The sequence below is a fragment of the Nocardioides sp. genome, assembly GCF_041393715.1.
Lineage (GTDB): Bacteria > Actinomycetota > Actinomycetes > Propionibacteriales > Nocardioidaceae > Nocardioides.
The window spans coordinates 315,956-333,779 of record NZ_JAWKJQ010000004.1 but is presented as its reverse complement, the minus strand read 5'-3'; the positions used below and the strand labels follow the sequence as shown (position 1 = coordinate 333,779).

Below are 17,824 nucleotides of genomic sequence, written 5' to 3'. Positions count from 1 at the left end.
CCGATGAGCAAGGTGACGCCCCTCAGTGGGTTCCCCGAGATGCTGCCCGCCCAGCGGGTGGTCGAGCGCGAGGTGATCGCGTCGCTGTCGCGCTGCTTCGAGCTGCACGGCTACGCCAACATCGAGACCCGCGTGGTCGAGCCGTTGGACCGGCTGGCCAAGGGCGGCGAGATCGACAAGGAGATCTACGTCCTGCGCCGGCTGGCCGCCGAGGGTGAGACCGACGACTCGGGCCTGGGGCTGCACTTCGACCTCACCGTGCCCTTCGCCCGCTACGTCCTGGAGCACGCCGGGCACCTGGAGTTCCCGTTCCGCCGCTTCCAGATCCAGCCGGTCTGGCGGGGTGAGCGGCCCCAGGAGGGGCGCTACCGCCAGTTCACGCAGGCCGACGTCGACGTCGTCGGCCGCGACGCGCTGCCCTTCCACCACGACGTCGAGGTGGTCCGGGTGATGGTCGAGGCGCTCGACGCGCTCCCGCTGCCGCCGCTGACCTTCTGCGTCAACAACCGCAAGCTGATCCAGGGCTTCTACCGCGGTCTGGGCATCCCCGACGTGGTCGCGGCGATCAGGGTCATCGACAAGCTCGACAAGCAGCCGGCCGAGGTGGTGGCCGAGCAGCTGGTCACGGTGGCAGGGGCGACACCCGAGCAGGCGCAGGCCTGCCTCGACCTGGCCACGATCGTGGCCACCGACGCCTCCGTCGTGGAGCGGGTCCGCGCCCTCGGGGTCTCCGACGAGCTCCTCGACGAGGGGCTGGCCGAGGTGGCCGCCGTGCTCGACGGGGTGTCCGACCTCGTCAACGACCACGTTCGGGTCGAGGCCCGGCTGCGGATCGCGCGGGGGCTCGACTACTACACCGGCACGGTCGTCGAGATCTTCATGGAGGGCTACGAGCACCTCAAGTCGGTCGGCGGTGGGGACGCTACGACGCGCTCGCCAGCGACGGCCGCGCGACCTACCCCGGGGTGGGGGTGTCCTTCGGGGTCTCCCGCACCCTGGTGCCGCTGCTGTCCGACGGCGTCCTCGCGGGCAGCCGTCCGGTCCCGAGCGCCGTCCTGGTCGCGGTGATCGACGAGGAGTCCCGGGCGGTCAGCGACGCGGTGGCCACGCAGCTGCGGGCGCGCGGCGTCCCGACCGAGGTGTCGGGGTCGGCCGCGAAGTTCGGCAAGCAGATCCGCACGGCCGACCGCCGCGGCATCCCCTTCGTCTGGTTCCCCCGGCTCGACGACACCGGCGCGTGGACCCACGAGGTCAAGGACATCCGCTCCGGCGACCAGGTCCCGGCCGACCCGGCGACCTGGGCGCCACCCACCGTCGACCTCCACCCGCACATCGTCAGCACCCAGTCCTCGAAGGAGCAGCAGTGATCCGCACCCACGACGCCGGCACCCTCCGCGCCGAGCACGCCGGACAGACCGTCACCCTGGCGGGCTGGGTCGCCCGGCGGCGCGACCACGGCGGGGTCGCCTTCCTCGACCTGCGCGAGGCCAGCGGCGTCGTCCAGGTGGTGGTGCGCGACGAGGAGGTCGCGCACGCGCTGCGGTCGGAGTACTGCCTCAAGGTCACCGGCGAGGTCGCACTGCGTCCCGACGGCAACGCCAACGAGGCGCTGCCGACCGGGGAGGTCGAGGTGATCGCCAGCGACGTGGAGGTGCTCAGCCCGGCGGCCGCGCTGCCGTTCCCGATCGACGACCACGTCGACGTGGGGGAGGAGGCGCGGCTCAGGTACCGCTACCTCGACCTGCGCCGCAGCGGGCCCAACCAGGCACTGCGGCTGCGCAGCCAGGTCAACAAGGCGGCGCGTGACGTGCTCGACTCGCACGGCTTCGTCGAGGTCGAGACGCCCACCCTCACCCGGTCCACCCCCGAGGGCGCCCGCGACTTCCTGGTGCCCGCGCGGTTGCAGCCGGGCAGCTGGTACGCCCTGCCGCAGAGCCCCCAGCTGTTCAAGCAGCTGCTGATGGTGGGTGGCCTGGAGCGCTACTACCAGATCGCCCGCTGCTATCGCGACGAGGACTTCCGCGCCGACCGGCAGCCGGAGTTCACCCAGCTCGACATCGAGATGAGCTTCGTCGAGCAGGACGACGTGATCGCCGTCGGCGAGGACGTGCTCGCGGCGGTGTGGGCGCTGATCGGCTACGAGCTGCCCCGGCCGCTGCCGCGGATGACGTACGCCGACGCGATGGCGCGGTTCGGCACCGACAAGCCCGACCTGCGGATGGGGCAGGAGCTCGTCGACTGCACGGCGTACTTCGCAGACACGCCGTTCCGGGTCTTCCAGGCCCCCTACGTCGGCGCCGTGGTGATGCCGGGCGGCGCCTCGCAGCCGCGCAAGCAGCTCGACGCCTGGCAGGAGTGGGCCAAGCAGCGCGGCGCCCGCGGCCTGGCCTACGTGCTCGTCCAGGACGACGGGGAGCTCGGCGGCCCGGTCGCCAAGAACCTCTCCGAGGAGGAGCGGGCCGGGCTGGCGGCCCACGTCGGCGCCGAGCCCGGCGACTGCGTGTTCTTCGCCGCGGGCCCGGTGAAGGCCAGCCGCGCCCTGCTCGGCGCCGCCCGGCTGGAGATCGGCCGTCGCTGCGACCTCATCGACGAGGACGCCTGGTCGTTCCTCTGGGTCGTCGACGCCCCGCTGTTCGAGCCCGCCGACGAGGCCACCGCCGCGGGCGACGTGGCCGTCGGTGGCGGCGCCTGGACCGCGGTGCACCACGCGTTCACCTCGCCGCAGGACCTCGACGGCTTCGACGCCGACCCCGGCACCGCCCTGGCGTGGGCCTACGACATCGTCTGCAACGGCAACGAGATCGGTGGCGGCTCCATCCGTATCCACCGCCAGGACGTCCAGAAGCGGGTGTTCGCGGTGATGGGCATCGACGAGGCGGAGGCGGAGGAGAAGTTCGGCTTCCTGCTGGACGCGTTCGCCTACGGCGCACCGCCGCACGGCGGCATCGCCTTCGGCTGGGACCGGACGGTGGCGCTGCTCGCGGGCAGCGAGTCGATCCGCGAGGTGATCGCGTTCCCCAAATCGGGCGGCGGGTTCGACCCGCTGACCGCCGCTCCTGCGCCGATCACGGCCGAGCAGCGCAAGGAAGCCGGAGTGGACGCGCCCGCGGCGCAAAGCATCCCGCCTGTGTCCTGATTTTGCGGAAGTACCACCAGGAGAGACCAGATCGTTACCTGCCGATAACCCTCATCGGGTTGCAGTTCACATAGAGTCGCTTCCGGACTTGACCGGCAACCCCGCCCGCAACCCGGGTGCAGGTCGCCGCGGACGCCCCCAAGACCATCAGATCCGAGGTGCTCATGAGTGTTCCGGTGCAGGACCCGCTCATCGACAGCGGCCACGAGCCCGAGCCCGCCGAGGGCGCTCGTGCCATCGAGAGCAAGTCGCCGACGCAGCTGGCGATGGAGCGGTTCCGCAAGGACCGGAAGTCCATGGTCGCCCTCGGTGTGGTGATCTTCTACTTCATCGCCGCGATCTCCGCGCCGATCCTGGTCCACTTCAACGTGCTGGACCCGCTCACCCCTCACCAGGACCTCCTCGACGTCAACACGCTGCCCGCCGGCAAGTGGTGGGGCATCAGCTGGGAGCACCCGCTGGGCGTGGAGCCGGGCGTGGGCCGCGACGTGCTCAGCCGGGTCTGGCTGGGCATCACCTACTCCCTGGTGGTGTCGCTCACCGCCTCGGTGATCGCGGTGGCGCTGGGCGTGACGCTCGGCATCATCAGCGGCTACTCCGGCGGCTGGACCGACGCCATCATCGGCCGCGGCATCGACCTGACGCTCGCCTTCCCGGTCACCCTGCTGCTGCTGGCCGGCTCCTCGGTCGGCACCTACTTCCTCACCTCCAAGGTCGGGCTCCCGGCCGGCCCCATCACCCAGGGCACCTTCGTGATCCTGGTGCTCGGGTTCTTCGGCTGGACCGGCACCGCCCGCCTGATCCGCGGTCAGGTGCTGTCGCTGCGCGAGCGCGAGTTCGTCGACGCCGCGCGGCTCTTCGGCGCCAGCCGGCTGCGGATCTGGTTCCGCGAGCTGCTGCCCAACCTGTGGGCCCCCGTGCTGGTCACCTTCACGCTCTACATGCCGGCGTTCATCTCGGCGGAGGCGGCCCTCGCCTACCTCAACGTCAGCGTGAAGCCGCCGACGCCCACGCTCGGCAACGTGCTCAACGACGCGGTCCAGTACGCCGGGAGCGACTTCCTCTACTTCTTCGCCCCCGCGTTCCTCATCGCGCTGATCGTCGTGTCCTTCAACCTGCTCGGCGACGGCATGCGCGACGCCCTCGACCCCAAGGCGGATCGCTGATCCGGGGTCGTCCCACGAATTCCACAGTCTTTCGGTGACCCGATGTCGCCGAGGGGGAGCGCCGGAACCCGGCGCCGACAAGATCAAGGAGAGGTAATGGCCAAGATGCGAAAGCGGATGGCCGCCGTGAGCGGAGCGGCAGCCCTGGTGCTGGCGCTCGCCGCGTGCGGTGGGTCCGACGACTCCGGCAGCTCAGGAGGCACCGAGTCCAGCGGCGCCGCGAGCGCCAAGGGCGGGACGCTGCTCTACCTGCAGCACTTCCCGTTCGAGGCGACCGACCCGCAGCGGATCTACTACGGCGTGGAGCTGGCCAACTTCCGGCGCACGCTGTACCGCTCGCTGGTGGCGTTCCCGTTCAACGAGGACCCCGACGTCGCCAACACCCCGGTCCCCGACCTGGCCACCGACACGGGCACGGTGTCCGACGACGGCAAGTCGTGGTCCTTCACGCTGAAGGACGGGATCAAGTGGGAGGACGGCACCGACATCACGTGTGAGGACTTCAAGTACGGCGCGTCGCGTGCGTTCGCCGACGACATCCTCACCGGTGGCGCGGGCTTCTACCTGAAGAGCTACCTGGACATCCCGGCGGGCAAGTACAAGGGCCCCTACGCCGGCAAGGGCCAGGACCTGTTCGACAAGGCCGTCGTCTGCGACGGCAACACCATCACCTACCACTTCAACAAGCCGTGGCCGGACTTCCCGCTCTCGGTGGCGTCGCTGATGGCGACCGACCCCTACAAGGAGTCGTTCGACAAGGGTGACAAGTCGAAGTTCACGGTGCTGTCCAACGGTCCTTACAGGATCGAGGGCAACAAGTGGGACGTCAACAAGGGCGCCACGCTGGTCCGCAACGACAACTACGACCCGTCGACGGACACGCCGGAGACCCTGCGTCAGGCCAACCCCGACCAGATCGACTACGAGCTCTACACCGAGAGCGAGCCGATCATCGACCGCCTGATCGCCGACGCCGGTGACGACCAGAACGCCGTCACCCCGGCCCGCATCCCGCCCGCCTACTTCACCCAGGTGACGCCGGACATGGAGTCCCGCACCGTCACCGTGGAGTCGCCGTTCACCGACTACCTGGTTCCCAACCAGCAGAAGATGACCGACCTGAAGGTGCGGCAGGCGCTGGCCGCGGCCACCGACGTGCCCAACTACGTCAAGGCCCTCGGTGGTGACAAGTCCGCGGTCGCCGCTGACGACATCATCAACCCGAACCTGCCGGGCTACGCTCCGCAGCCGGCGTTCGCCGACGGCTACCAGCCCGACACGGCCAAGAGCCTGCTCGCCGAGGCCGGTGTGTCGACGCCCTACGAGATCACCTACACCTACCCGCAGGGCGACACGGCCGACAAGGCTGCTGCCGTGCTGAAGCAGGGCTGGGAGGCCGGTGGCTTCAAGGTCAACCTCGACCCGCTGGGCGACACCTACTACGACATCATCAACCAGCCCGACAAGGACTCGGATGTCGTGTGGGCCGGCTGGGGTGCTGACTGGCCGTCGGCCATGACCGTGCTCCCGCCGCTGTTCGACAGCCGGGCCAACTTCGCCACCGACGCCAAGGGCAACGTGACGAACCTGGGTCAGGACTACGGCTACTACCAGAGCGACGAGTTCGAGAAGCTGATCGACGAGGCCGCCGTGGCCCCCGACATCGACGCCCAGAACCAGTTGCTGATGCAGGCCGACAACGTGCTGTCCAACGATGTCGCCTACATCCCGACCGACACGAGCGTGTTCTACTTCATCTACGGATCCGGCATCACCGGGTTCATGACGGACGCCTCGTCGAGCTCCTACCCGGACCTCGGTCCCATCGGAGTGACTCAGTGATCAAGGCTCAGTCACAGCACCACTCGTGACTGAGGGTGGGGGCCCGGACCTGTCCGGGCCCCCACCCTGCCGCTGCTCTGCCCCCGGTGCGGCTGCCGAGGCGCCCGCCACCATCCCCTCAAGAGGACGACAGGACCCACCGTGTTCGCCTACATCGTGCGCCGGACCTTCATCGGCATCCTGCTGCTGCTCGCGCTGACGATCGTCACCTTCTTCCTCTTCTTCAACTCCCAGGTCGACCCGGTCCGGGCCGCCTGTGGCAAGAACTGCACCCCCGAGCGCCGCGAGATCACCGAGCGGGCGCTCGGCTTCGACAAGCCGGTCATCCAGCAGTGGACCGACTTCATGAAGGGCATCGCGGTCGGTCGTGACTACCCCGCCGACCCCTCCCTGCTCAAGGAGCGGCCCGACCTCGCCGTGCACTGCGACGCACCGTGCTTCGGCTACTCGCAGGTCAACGCGGCCACCGTCAACGAGGTGATCGGCGAGGCCGCCCCGATCTCCATCTCGCTCGCCGTGGTGGCGATGATCATGTGGGTGGTGTTCGGCGTCCTGTTCGGGCTCACCGCGGCCATCACCAAAGGCTCGTTCATCGACCGAGGCATCGTCGGCCTCACCCTGGTGGTCTATGCCTTCCCGTCGTTCTTCATCGCGATCTTCATCCTCAAATACATCGCCATCAAATGGCAGCTGCTTCCCTATCCGAAGTACGAGTCCATAGCCGAGGGCGGGATAGGCGGCTGGTTGATCAACCTGCTCCTCCCGTCCCTGACCCTGGCGCTGCTCTACCTCGCCGGCTACGTCCGGATCACCCGGGCGTTCGTGCTCGAGTCGTTGACGGAGGACTACGTCCGCACGGCCAAGGCCAAGGGGCTCACCCAGCGGGTGGTGCTGTTCAAGCACGCCCTGCGGGCCGCCCTGACGCCGCTGGTCACCATGATCGGCCTCGACTTCGCCGGGCTCCTGGGGGGTGCCATCATCACCGAGCGCGTCTTCAGCTACTACGGTCTGGGCGCCTTGGCGGTGCGCGCCAACCAGTCCTCCGACCTGCCGGTGCTGGTGGCGCTGTTGATGCTCGCGGGCGCTTTCGTGATCTTCGCCAACATCATCGTCGACATCCTCTATGCCTACATCGACCCGAGGGTGAGGCTCGCCTGATGACCGACACCGCTCCCTTTCTCGAGATCGAGGACCTGAAGGTCTTCTTCCCGACCTCCGACGGCCTGGTCCGGGCCACCGACGGCCTCTCCTACACCCTGGAGAAGGGCCGCACGCTCGGCATCGTCGGCGAGTCCGGCTCCGGCAAGTCGGTCTCGTCCTCGGCGATCCTGGGGCTGCACCGGGGCAGCAATGCCCAGGTCAGCGGCCGGATCACGCTCGACGGCGTGGACCTGCTGGCGATCAGCGACAACGAGATGCGTCGCAAGCGCGGCTCCGAGGTCGCGATGATCTTCCAGGACCCCCTCTCGGCGATGCACCCCTACTACACCGTGGGCAACCAGATCGCCGAGGCCTACCTGGTCCACAACAGCGCCTCCAAGAAGGAGGCACGGACCCGCACCATCGAGATGCTCGACCGGGTCGGCATCCCGCAGCCGGACCGCCGGGTCGACGACTACCCCCACCAGTTCTCCGGTGGCATGCGCCAGCGGGCGATGATCGCGATGGCGCTGATCAACGACCCGACGCTGCTGATCGCCGACGAGCCCACCACCGCGCTCGACGTCACGGTGCAGGCGCAGATCCTCGACCTGCTGGTCGACCTGCAGCGTGACTTCGACACCGCGATCATCCTGATCACCCACGACCTCGGCGTGGTGGCGGAGATGTCCCACGACGTGCTGGTGATGTACGGCGGCCGCGCGGTCGAGTACGGCACCGCCAAGGAGATCCTGTCGCACCCGGAGATGCCCTACACCTGGGGCCTGCTCTCCAGCGTGCCCGACGTCGCGCGCGACACCAGCCTGCCGCTGGTGCCGATCCCCGGCAACCCGCCCAGCCTGCTCAACCCGCCGTCGGGCTGCCACTTCCACCCGCGCTGTCCCCACAAGGACAAGGTGCCGGGCGGCCTGTGCAGCACCACGACGCCGGAGCTGACGCCGGGCAGCCGCGGGACCAACCACCTGAAGCGATGCCACCTCACCAACCCCGACGAGGTGTTCGCCGAAGAGGTCGCGCCCGAGATCGGCCTGGAGGTGGGCGCATGAGCGAGGTCTCGACGGCGTCGACGGCGACGCAGGAGAAGTCGGAGTCCCGCCCGATCCTGGAGGTCAAGGACCTCCGGATGTACTTCCCGGTCAAGTCGACCGGCCTGATCCGCCGTACCGTCGGCCACGTGCAGGCCGTCGACGGGGTCTCCTTCCGGGTCGACGCCGGCGACGCCGTCGGGCTGGTCGGTGAGTCCGGCTGCGGCAAGTCCACGACCGGACGTGCGGTCACCCGGCTCTACAAGCCCACCGGTGGCTCGATCGAGTTCGACGGCCGCGACATCACCAACATCAGCGCGGGCGAGCTCAAGCCGCTGCGTCGCGATGTCCAGATGATCTTCCAGGACCCCTACACCTCGCTGAACCCGCGGCACACCATCGGCAGCCTGGTCGGCGCCCCGCTGGTGATCCACAAGATGCTGCCGAAGGACAAGGTGCTCGGCCGGGTGCAGGAGCTGTTGGAGGTGGTGGGGCTCAACCCCGAGCACTACAACCGCTACCCCCATGAGTTCTCCGGCGGTCAGCGGCAGCGCATCGGCATCGCCCGTGCCCTGACCCTGCAACCGAAGCTCCTGGTCGCCGACGAGCCCGTGTCCGCGCTCGACGTGTCCATCCAGGCGCAGGTGGTCAACCTGCTGCAGGAGGTCCAGCGCGAGTTCAACATCGCGTTCCTGTTCATCGCCCACGACCTGGCCGTGGTCCGGCACTTCTGCCCCGAGGTCGCGGTGATGTACCTCGGCAAGATCGTCGAGATCGCCGACCGGGAGACGCTCTACGACCGGCCCCACCACCCCTACACGCAGGCGCTGTTGTCGTCGGTGCCCGACGTGGGTGAGGTGGTGCGCGGCGCCCAGCGGGAGCGGATCCGCCTCCAGGGCGACGTGCCCAGCCCGATCAACCCGCCGTCCGGGTGCCGCTTCCGGACCCGCTGCCCGATCGCCAAGGAGATCTGCGCCGCGGTCGAGCCGCCGCTGCTGCAGATCGGGGCGAGGCACAAGGTCGCCTGCCACTTCCCGGGCGAGATCGGGGCGCACCCGACCGAGCCGGTGACGTCGCGGCTGCTCGGGGTGGACAGCTACGGCCAGCCCGACGCGGGCGCCTCGCCGGTGGAGATCCCGACCGGGTCGGGCTACTCCGACACCTGGTTCGACCTCAAGACCAACTCGCTGGGCCGGGGCTGACCGGGACCGACCGGGTGCCCGCCGGGGCAGTAGGGTCGCTCGCGTGGACGGCCTGTTCGAGTACGACGCACCCGCGGGCGCGTCGGAGGCGAGGGGCGGTGCTCCGGCGCGTGGCGGCAGCCTGACCGGCACCGACCATGCGTCCGCTCCGCTCGCGGTGCGGATGCGCCCGCGCACGCTGGACGAGCTGGTCGGCCAGCCCCAGCTGCGCGCCCCGGGATCGCCGCTGCGCCAGCTGGTCGAGGGTGACCAGTCGCTGTCCCTGCTGCTGTGGGGGCCGCCCGGCACCGGCAAGACCACCATCGCCGCGATCGTGAGCGGTCAGACGGATCGCCGTTTCGTGGAGGTATCCGCGGTGACCGGAGGCGTCAGGGAGGTCCGCGCGGCGATGGACTCGGCGCGCGCCGAGCTCGCGGCCACCGGTCGCGAGACCGTGCTCTTCGTCGACGAGGTGCATCGGTTCAGCAAGGCGCAGCAGGACGCCCTGCTCCCCGGCGTCGAGAACCGCTGGGTCACGCTGATCGCGGCCACCACCGAGAACCCGTTCTTCAGCGTGATCTCCCCGCTCCTGTCGCGCAGCCTGCTGCTCCGGCTGGAGTCGCTCGGCGACGACGAGATCGGTGAGGTGGTCGACCAGGCGGTCGCCGACGAGCGGGGGCTCGCGGGCGCCCTGTCCCTGAGTGCGGAGGCCCGCGACCATCTGGTCCGGCTGGCCGGTGGCGACGCTCGCCGGGCGCTCACCTACCTTGAGGCGGCCGCCGGCGCCGCGCGCAGCCAGGGTCGTGACGAGATCGACCTGGCCACGGCCGAGACGGCCGCCGACCAGGCAGCGGTGCGCTACGACCGCCAGGGCGACCAGCACTACGACGTCACCAGCGCGTTCATCAAGTCGGTGCGCGGCTCGGACGCCGACGCCGCGGTGCACTACCTGGCCCGGATGATCGAGGCGGGCGAGGACCCGCGGTTCATCGCCCGCCGCCTGGTGATCCTGGCCAGCGAGGACATCGGGCTGGCCGACCCCACGGCGCTGCCCACCGCGGTCGCGGCGGCACAGGCCGTGCAGCTCATCGGGATGCCCGAGGCCAGGCTCAACCTGGCCCAGGCCACCATCGCGCTGGCGGTGGCGCCGAAGTCCAACGCGGTCACGCTGGCCATCGACGCCGCCCAGGCCGACGTACGCGCGGGCAAGATCGGCCAGGTGCCGGCCCACCTGCGCGACGCGCACTACCAGGGTGCGAAGAAGCTGGGCCACGGCGCGACCTATGTCTACAGCCATGACGCGCCCTTCGGGATCGCCGAGCAGCAGTACGCCCCCGAGGTGGTGGCCGACGCGGAGTACTACCGGCCGACCGCGCTCGGCGCCGAGGCAGCGGTCAAGGAGCGGTGGGAGCGGATCCGCCGGCTGATCCGTGGCTCGGGACCGACCGGATAGGGTGCGGCGTTGTGACGTGGCTCGACCTGACGCTGGCGGCCGGCCTGCTGCTCGCCCTCGCGGCGGCGGTGGCGCTGGCGGTCGCCTTGCGCCGCGCGCGCCGGGACACCGGTGCCGATCTGGCGGCCACTCGGGCCGAGTCCGAGGGGCTGCGCGAGCGGCTCGACGAGCTGGAGAGCCGTCTGGAGCGGGACGCTCCACCGGCCGCCCCCGACACCGCCGCTGACACCGACGCCGACGGGTCGCCCTACGTCATCACCGCGCTGGGCGAGCCCGGTGCACCGGAGCCGGCCGCCCGGATCGAGGGGCGCCTCTTCGCCGACCTGCTGCTCCGCGAGACGGTGGTCAAGGCCGCGGGACTGGCCCACGGCGTACGCCGCGCCACCTCGCCCGAGAACCGCTTCCGGATGCGCTATGCCTACACGCGCGAGGTCAAGGCCGCTCGCAAGCGTCGCCGGGCGGAGCTGCGCCGGTTGCGACGCACTGCCGGGGCCACGGCCCGCCGGCAGGCGCGCGGGGACGCCGCATGAGGCGGGGGCTGTGGTTCGCCGCGGGAGCCGGGGCCGGTGCCTATGCCGTGGTCCGAGCGCGCCGGGTGGCCGAGATGTTCACGGTCGAGGGGCTGCGCGACCGGTGGGACGGCGTGCGCGCCGGCGCCCAGGTGTTCGCCGGGGAGGCCGCGGCCGGTCGGGCCGAGCGGGAAACGGAGTTGCGGGAGCGCTACGGTCTGCGGCCTGATGGGACACCCGGGCTGCCGCCCGGCTCCGACGCACCGAGACACCTGACCACCACCGACGAGGAAGGCAGCTGATGGACACCGAGCCGATGAGCACCGCGGAGATCCGGCGGCGGTTCGTGGCGCACTTCGAGCAGAACCGCTCGATCGGCGCCCACACCGCGGTGCCCTCCGCCTCGCTGCTCCTCGACGACCCGACGCTGCTGTTCGTCAACGCCGGCATGGTGCCGTTCAAGCCCTACTTCCTGGGTCAGGAGACCCCGCCCTACCCCCGTGCGGTCAGCGTGCAGAAGTGCGTGCGCACCCTCGACATCGAGGATGTCGGCAAGACCACCCGCCACAACACCTTCTTCGAGATGTGCGGCAACTTCTCCTTCGGCGACTACTTCAAGGAGGGCGCGATCCAGCTCGCCTGGGAGCTCGTGACGAAGCCGCGCCAGGAGGGCGGCTTCGGGCTCGAGGAGGGCCGGCTCTACCCGAGCGTCTACGCCGACGACGCCGAGGCGTTGGCCCTGTGGCGCAAGGTCACCGGGCTGCCCGCGGAGCGGATCCTCAAGCTCGGGAAGAAGGAGAACTACTGGTCGATGGGCGTGCCCGGGCCGGGTGGTCCGTGCTCGGAGATCCTCTACGACCGCGGCCCCGACTACGGACCCGACTTCGAGGCGGTGCGGCTGGGGCCGGACATGCCCTACGAGCTCGAGGACCGGCTGCTCGAGATCTGGAACCTCGTCTTCATGCAGGACGAGCTCAGCGCGGTCCGGGCCAAGGACGACTTCGACATCGCCGGCTCGCTGCCGAAGAAGAACATCGACACCGGCATGGGCCTGGAGCGGGTGGCGTTCCTGCTCCAGGGCAAGGAGAACAACTACGAGATCGACGTCCTCTACCCGGTGATCGCGAAGGCCGAGGAGCTGACCGGCCGTCGCTACGGCGCGGGCGGCCAGCAGGGCCATGAGGACGACGTCCGGTTCCGGGTGATCACCGACCACGTGCGCAGCTCGATGATGCTGATCGCCGACGGCGTGACGCCGGGCAACGAGGCGCGCGGCTATGTGCTGCGGCGGTTGCTGCGCAGGGTGGTCCGCTCGATGCGGCTGCTGGGCTATGAGGACCCGGCGCTGCCCGAGCTGCTCCCGGTCAGCCGCGACAAGATGGGGGAGACCTACACCCAGCTGCACCAGGACTGGGAGCGCATCTCCACGGTGGCCTACGCCGAGGAGCACGCGTTCCGTCAGACGTTGCGAGCCGGCACCCAGATCTTCGACCTGGCGGTGGGCGAGCTCAAGGGCTCGGGCGGCACCCAGCTCTCCGGCGACCGCGCCTTCGCGCTCCACGACACCTACGGCTTCCCGATCGACCTGACCCTCGAGATGGCGGCCGAGCAGGGGCTCTCGGTCGACGAGCCGGGCTTCCGCCGGCTGATGGGCGAGCAGCGCCAGCGTGCCAAGGACGACGCGCGCGCGAAGAAGGGCCAGCACCAGGACGCGCACGCCTACCGTGAGGTGGCCGACTCGATGGGGCGTCCGGTGGAGTTCACCGGCTACGACGTCACCGCCGACGAGGGCACCGTCCGTGGCCTGGTGGCCGGCGGCGAGGTGGTCGCGGCGGCGCAGCCGGGCGACGAGGTCGAGCTGGTGCTCGACCGCACCCCGTTCTATGCCGAGGGCGGCGGCCAGCTGGCCGACCAGGGGGTCATCGAGCTGGCCAACGGCGCGCGGCTCGAGGTGCTCGACGTGCAGTCGCCCGTGACCGGCCTGGTGGTGCACAAGGCGCGGGTCCTCGAGGGCGAGGTCACCGAGGGGCTCGCCGCGCACGCGGCGGTCGACCTGGAGCGGCGCCGGTCGATCTCACGCGCCCACACCGCGACCCACATGGTGCACAAGGCGTTCCGCGAGGCGCTGGGCGAGACCGCGACCCAGGCCGGCTCGGAGAACGCGCCGGGACGGTTCCGGTTCGACTTCTCAGCGACCGGTGCGGTGCCGATGTCGGTGATGCACGACGTGGAGGCTCGGGTCAACGACGTGGTGCTCGACGACCTGGCGGTCCACGCCGAGGTGATGAGCCAGGCCGACGCGGTGGCGTCCGGGGCGATGGCGCTGTTCGGTGAGAAGTACGGCGACCAGGTGCGCGTCGTGTCCGTCGGCGACTGGGCGCGCGAGCTGTGCGGCGGCACGCACGCGGGCCGGTCCGGACAGCTCGGCGTGATCAAGCTGCTCGGCGAGTCGTCCATCGGAGCCGGCGTACGCCGCGTCGAGGCGCTGGTCGGCGGTGACGCCTACCGGTTCCTGGCGCGTGAGCACGTGCTGGTCGCCCAGCTGTCGGAGGCGCTCAAGGCGCGGCCCGAGGAGCTGCCCGAGCGCGTGCACGACCTGGTGGAGCGGCTTCGGGCAGCCGAGAAGGAGATCGAGAAGGTCCGGATGGCGCAGCTGCTGTCGGGCGGCGCCGAGCTGGCTGCCGGCGCCGACGACGTTCACGGGGTGTCCGTGGTGGCGCACCGGGTCGACGGGGCGGGCGGCGGCGACGTGCGCACGCTCGCGCTCGACGTCCGTGGACGGCTCGCGGCGGGCCGGCCGGGCGTGGTCGTGATGATCGGCACCGCCGACGGCAAGGTGTCGGTGGTCGCCGCGACCAACGACGAGGCGCGGGAGCGTGGGCTGTCGGCCAACGCGCTGGTCCGTGCGGTCGGTCCCCTGGTCGGGGGCAAGGGTGGCGGCAAGGACGACGTCGCCCAGGGCGGCGGCACCGACGCCACCCGGGTCGACGAGGCCCTGGCCGTGGTGGCCGCGGAGGTCGCCCGGACGGTCGGCGCCTGACCATGAGGTGGGGCGTCCGCCTCGGTGTCGACCCCGGGGATGCCCGGATCGGCGTGGCCCGGAGCGACCCGTCGGGGTTCCTCGCGACGCCGGTCGAGACCGTCGCCCGCGGCGCCGGCGACCTGGCCAGGATCTCGGCTCTGGTCGCGGCGGAGGAGGCGGTCGAGGTGGTCGTAGGGCTGCCCCGGTCGCTGTCCGGTGGGGAGGGCCCGGCCGCCGCGCGGGTGCGGGATTTTGCCGCGGGACTGGCCCGAGAAGTTGCTCCTGTGCCCGTGAGGCTGTGTGATGAGCGACTGAGCACCGTGTCGGCGGAGTCCATGCTGCGCGAACGCGGTCGCTCGGGGAGGGCCCGACGGTCGGTCGTCGACCAGGCGGCGGCCGTGGTGATCCTCCAGCAGGCCTTGGACACCGAGCGCGCGACGGGGGTGGCGCCGGGTGAGCTCGTGTCCGGGCCGACCGACCAGGACGAGGACGTTGATGACTGACTACGACCCGCGACGCGAGGGCTACCTCGACGCCCCCGGCGTCGACCCGTCGATGGAGCCGACCTACGCCGACCCGCAGCACGACGACCCCGGGCACGACGAGGAGGTCTACGACGACGACCCCTACGTCGCCGGCGGCGCTCGGCGCCGCAGCAGGCCGCTGTCGGGATGCCTCGCGGCGCTGGTCGCGCTGGCGGTCCTGGTGGCCGGTGGGGTGCTCCTGGTCACCATGGGCAAGGGCTTCATCTCCGACAGGTTCGGCGGTGCCCAGGACTACCCGGGCCCGGGGAGCGGCGAGGTGAGCTTCGAGGTGGCGACGGGCGACACGACCACCGTGATCGGCCGCAACCTCAAGTCCGCGGGCGTGGTGGCCTCCGTCGACGCGTTCCTCAACGCGGCGGCGGAGGAGCCCAAGTCGTCGAAGATCCAGGTCGGCACCTACACGCTGAAGAAGGAGATGGCCGCCGCCGACGCCCTCGCGGTGCTCATCGACCCGGCCAACGTCATCAAGAACACCGTGACGATCCCCGAGGGCCTCCGGGTCGAGGACATCGTCGACACCCTCGCGAAGAAGACCGACTTCAGCCGCGCGGACTACGAGAAGGTGCTGGCCGAGCCCGAGAAGCTGGGGCTGCCGTCGTACGCCAACGACAACCCGGAGGGCTACCTCTTCCCCGCGACCTACGAGCTGACCCCCGAGTCGACGCCGAAGTCGATCCTCAAGGCGATGGTCAAGCGGTTCAAGCAGGCGGCCAAGGACACCGACCTGGAGCAGCGGGCCGCCGATCTCGGCTACGAGCCCGGCGAGATCGTCACCATCGCGAGCCTGGTGCAGGTGGAGTCGCCCCCGAAGTACATGCCGAAGGTGGCCCGGGTCATCTACAACCGGCTGGAGAACCGCGGCGAGACGAACTACCTCCTGCAGCTCGACGCCACGGTCAACTACGCCCACGGTGAGAACCTCGGTGCGACGACGACCGACGAGGAGCGCAACATCGACTCGCCCTACAACACCTACCGGGTGCCGGGGCTGCCGCCCGGACCGATCTCGGCGCCGGGCACGGACGCGCTCGAGGCTGCGCTGGAGCCCGCCGACGGGCCGTGGTTCTACTACGTCACCGTCAACCTGCGCACCGGCAAGACACTCTTCGCGGTGACGCTCGACGAGCACAACCGCAACCGTGCCAAGCTGCTGAAGTACTGCGAGACCTCCGACGCCTGCTGAGCTGACCGAGATGAGGCACTGTGGGGTCCTCGGCGACCCGATCGAGCACTCGCTGTCGCCCGTGCTGCATCGGGCGGGGTATGCCGCTCTCGGGCTGGACTGGAGCTACGACGCGCACCGGGTGTCCTCGGGCGGGCTGCGGGAGTTCCTGGCGGGCCTCGACGGCTCGTGGCGCGGGCTCTCGCTGACGATGCCGCTGAAGCGGGAGGCGATGGCGCTGGTCGACGAGGCGAGCGAGCTCGCCGAGCTGGGGGGAGCGGCCAACACGCTGCTGCTGGGCGAGGGAGTCGTCCGCGGCGACAACACCGACATCCCCGGGGCCGAGGCGGCGCTCCGCGAGCGGTACGCCGGCCCGGTCGGCCACGCCGCGATCCTCGGCGGTGGCGCGACGGCGGCCTCGACGCTGCTGGCGCTGGCCCGCCAGGGGTGCCGCTCGTTCGTGCTGCACGTGCGCGACGCCGCACGCGCCGCGGAGACGCTGGCCGCCGCGGAGCGGTTCGGTGGGCTCGAGGTGTCGATCGCCCCCTTGGACGTGGCGCCGGAGGGCGACCTGCTGGTCTCCACGATCCCGGCCACGGCGCAGACGCCCGACCTGGTCGCCGGCTGTGCCCGGGTGCCGGTGCTGTTCGAGGTGCTCTACGACCCGTGGCCGACGCCGCTGGCGGCCTCCGCCGGCGACCGCGTCCTGGTGCGCGGGCTGGACCTGCTGGTGCACCAGGCGGCGCTGCAGTTCGAGCAGTTCACCGAACTCCCCGCACCGCTGCTGGAGATGCGGCAGGCTGGGGAGGCTGCTCTGCGCGAGCGGCTCGACGAAGGGACCTGAGCGTGGACGCAAGCCAGCTCGCGGCCGGTGCCGCGGCGGCGGTGCTGTGTGGTGCCGCGGGGCTGCTGGTCCCTCAGCTGATCGCCCGGCTCCCGGAGCCGGCGCCCGAGCCCGGGGACGCCGAGCCCGACCCGCGGCGGGCCGACGAGCCTCCCAAGGAGCTCTACGTCGACCTCGCGGCGCGGCCCCCGCGCCCGCGGGGGGCCGCCGCCTGGGCCGCGGTGTGCGGCGGCCTGGCCGGTCTGGCCGCCGGCTGGTCCTGGGGATGGCTCGCCGTGGTGCCCGTCGTGCCGGTGCTGGTCGCGCTGTCGGTGGTCGACCTGCGGACCCGGCTGTTGCCGACCGTGCTGATCCGGATCGCGGGCGCGATGGTGGCCCTGGCCGTGGCCGTCGCCTGGGTCGCGACCCAGGACACCGGGAGCGTCCTGCGCTCCCTGGTGGGTGCGGTGCTGGCCTACCTGGTCTTCGCAATCGCGTGGATCATCTACCCGCCCGGGATGGGCTACGGCGATGTCCGGCTGTCGGCCGTGCTCGGCGGTGCCCTCGGCTTCCTGGGCTGGGGCCCGCTCTTCGTCGGCCTCTACGCCGGCTTCCTGATCTTCGGCCTGCCCGGTCTGGTGCTGGCCCTGGTGCGGTGGGACCGCCGGCTGCTGAAGACGGCGTACCCGTTCGGACCGTTCATGATCGTCGGTGCGCTGCTCGGTGTGCTCTGGGGCGCCGACCTGTGGGCGCGTTTCATGGCCGCGTGACCCCGTCAGCCTCGCCGACCCGCCATGAC

The 17,824-nt window shown here is 71.0% G+C and carries 14 protein-coding genes and 1 pseudogene; all 15 read left to right on the top strand.

Features of this window, described 5'->3' with window-relative positions; translation table 11 throughout:
* Positions 1 to 3 precede the first annotated feature (3 nt).
* The 15 genes and pseudogenes from hisS (at position 4) to R2740_RS08715 (ending at position 17,795) form a co-directional block, all read left to right on the top strand.
* Positions 4 to 1,367 (top strand): annotated as a pseudogene (gene hisS, locus R2740_RS08785) (histidine--tRNA ligase).
* Positions 1,364 to 3,136, top strand: a complete 1,773-nt coding sequence (aspS, locus tag R2740_RS08780; protein WP_371302297.1) for an aspartate--tRNA ligase — start codon at positions 1,364 to 1,366, stop codon at positions 3,134 to 3,136. Before hisS ends, aspS begins: the two are co-directional and overlap by 4 nt.
* 164 nt (positions 3,137 to 3,300) lie before the next feature.
* Positions 3,301 to 4,302 carry an ABC transporter permease gene (locus tag R2740_RS08775; protein ID WP_371302296.1) on the top strand — a complete coding sequence of 334 codons (1,002 nt, stop codon included), beginning with the start codon at positions 3,301 to 3,303 and terminating at the stop codon, positions 4,300 to 4,302.
* Between the two features lie 96 nt (positions 4,303 to 4,398).
* Positions 4,399 to 6,144, top strand: a complete 1,746-nt coding sequence (locus R2740_RS08770; protein ID WP_371302295.1) for an ABC transporter substrate-binding protein — start codon at positions 4,399 to 4,401, stop codon at positions 6,142 to 6,144.
* A 141-nt stretch (positions 6,145 to 6,285) separates the two neighbouring features.
* On the top strand, positions 6,286 to 7,302 hold the full coding sequence (locus tag R2740_RS08765; RefSeq protein WP_371302294.1) for an ABC transporter permease: 1,017 nt from the start codon (positions 6,286 to 6,288) through the stop codon (positions 7,300 to 7,302).
* Positions 7,302 to 8,351, top strand: coding sequence for an ABC transporter ATP-binding protein (locus R2740_RS08760; protein ID WP_371302293.1), 1,050 nt, complete (start codon positions 7,302 to 7,304; stop codon positions 8,349 to 8,351). The genes R2740_RS08765 and R2740_RS08760 overlap by 1 nt, the downstream gene beginning before the upstream one ends.
* Complete coding sequence (locus R2740_RS08755; RefSeq protein WP_371302292.1) at positions 8,348 to 9,532, top strand: ABC transporter ATP-binding protein; 1,185 nt, start codon at positions 8,348 to 8,350, stop codon at positions 9,530 to 9,532. Before R2740_RS08760 ends, R2740_RS08755 begins: the two co-directional genes overlap by 4 nt.
* A 43-nt stretch (positions 9,533 to 9,575) precedes the next feature.
* Positions 9,576 to 10,964 carry a replication-associated recombination protein A gene (locus R2740_RS08750; protein ID WP_371302291.1) on the top strand — a complete coding sequence of 463 codons (1,389 nt, stop codon included), beginning with the start codon at positions 9,576 to 9,578 and terminating at the stop codon, positions 10,962 to 10,964.
* A gap of 11 nt (positions 10,965 to 10,975) precedes the next feature.
* Positions 10,976 to 11,494 carry a hypothetical protein gene (locus R2740_RS08745; protein ID WP_371302290.1) on the top strand — a complete coding sequence of 173 codons (519 nt, stop codon included), beginning with the start codon at positions 10,976 to 10,978 and terminating at the stop codon, positions 11,492 to 11,494.
* Positions 11,491 to 11,775 carry a DUF6167 family protein gene (locus R2740_RS08740; protein WP_371302289.1) on the top strand — a complete coding sequence of 95 codons (285 nt, stop codon included), beginning with the start codon at positions 11,491 to 11,493 and terminating at the stop codon, positions 11,773 to 11,775. Before R2740_RS08745 ends, R2740_RS08740 begins: the two co-directional genes overlap by 4 nt.
* Before the next feature lie 14 nt (positions 11,776 to 11,789).
* Entirely contained in the window at positions 11,790 to 14,513 is a 2,724-nt protein-coding gene (alaS, locus tag R2740_RS08735) for an alanine--tRNA ligase (RefSeq protein ID WP_371302324.1), read from the top strand.
* 2 nt (positions 14,514 to 14,515) lie between these two features.
* Complete coding sequence (gene ruvX, locus R2740_RS08730; protein ID WP_371302288.1) at positions 14,516 to 14,998, top strand: Holliday junction resolvase RuvX; 483 nt, start codon at positions 14,516 to 14,518, stop codon at positions 14,996 to 14,998.
* Entirely contained in the window at positions 14,991 to 16,223 is a 1,233-nt protein-coding gene (gene mltG, locus R2740_RS08725; protein WP_371302287.1) for an endolytic transglycosylase MltG, read from the top strand. Before ruvX ends, mltG begins: the two co-directional genes overlap by 8 nt.
* 10 nt (positions 16,224 to 16,233) lie before the next feature.
* Positions 16,234 to 17,046 (top strand): shikimate dehydrogenase, encoded by an 813-nt coding sequence (locus tag R2740_RS08720; protein ID WP_371302286.1) that lies wholly within the window; start codon positions 16,234 to 16,236, stop codon positions 17,044 to 17,046.
* A gap of 2 nt (positions 17,047 to 17,048) precedes the next feature.
* Positions 17,049 to 17,795, top strand: coding sequence for a prepilin peptidase (locus R2740_RS08715; RefSeq protein WP_371302285.1), 747 nt, complete (start codon positions 17,049 to 17,051; stop codon positions 17,793 to 17,795).
* Positions 17,796 to 17,824: the final 29 nt, after the last annotated feature.

Excerpts from the sequence above, each read along its gene's own strand:
- R2740_RS08775 (WP_371302296.1), top strand. The coding sequence starts at position 3,301 with ATGAGTGTTCCGGTGCAGGACCCGCTCATCGACAGCGGCCACGAGCCC.
- R2740_RS08770 (WP_371302295.1), top strand. The coding sequence starts at position 4,399 with ATGGCCAAGATGCGAAAGCGGATGGCCGCCGTGAGCGGAGCGGCAGCC.
- R2740_RS08760 (WP_371302293.1), top strand. The coding sequence starts at position 7,302 with ATGACCGACACCGCTCCCTTTCTCGAGATCGAGGACCTGAAGGTCTTC.
- R2740_RS08755 (WP_371302292.1), top strand. The coding sequence starts at position 8,348 with ATGAGCGAGGTCTCGACGGCGTCGACGGCGACGCAGGAGAAGTCGGAG.
- R2740_RS08740 (WP_371302289.1), top strand. The coding sequence starts at position 11,491 with ATGAGGCGGGGGCTGTGGTTCGCCGCGGGAGCCGGGGCCGGTGCCTAT.
- alaS (WP_371302324.1), top strand. The coding sequence starts at position 11,790 with ATGAGCACCGCGGAGATCCGGCGGCGGTTCGTGGCGCACTTCGAGCAG.
- ruvX (WP_371302288.1), top strand. The coding sequence starts at position 14,516 with ATGAGGTGGGGCGTCCGCCTCGGTGTCGACCCCGGGGATGCCCGGATC.
- mltG (WP_371302287.1), top strand. The coding sequence starts at position 14,991 with ATGACTGACTACGACCCGCGACGCGAGGGCTACCTCGACGCCCCCGGC.
- R2740_RS08720 (WP_371302286.1), top strand. The coding sequence starts at position 16,234 with ATGAGGCACTGTGGGGTCCTCGGCGACCCGATCGAGCACTCGCTGTCG.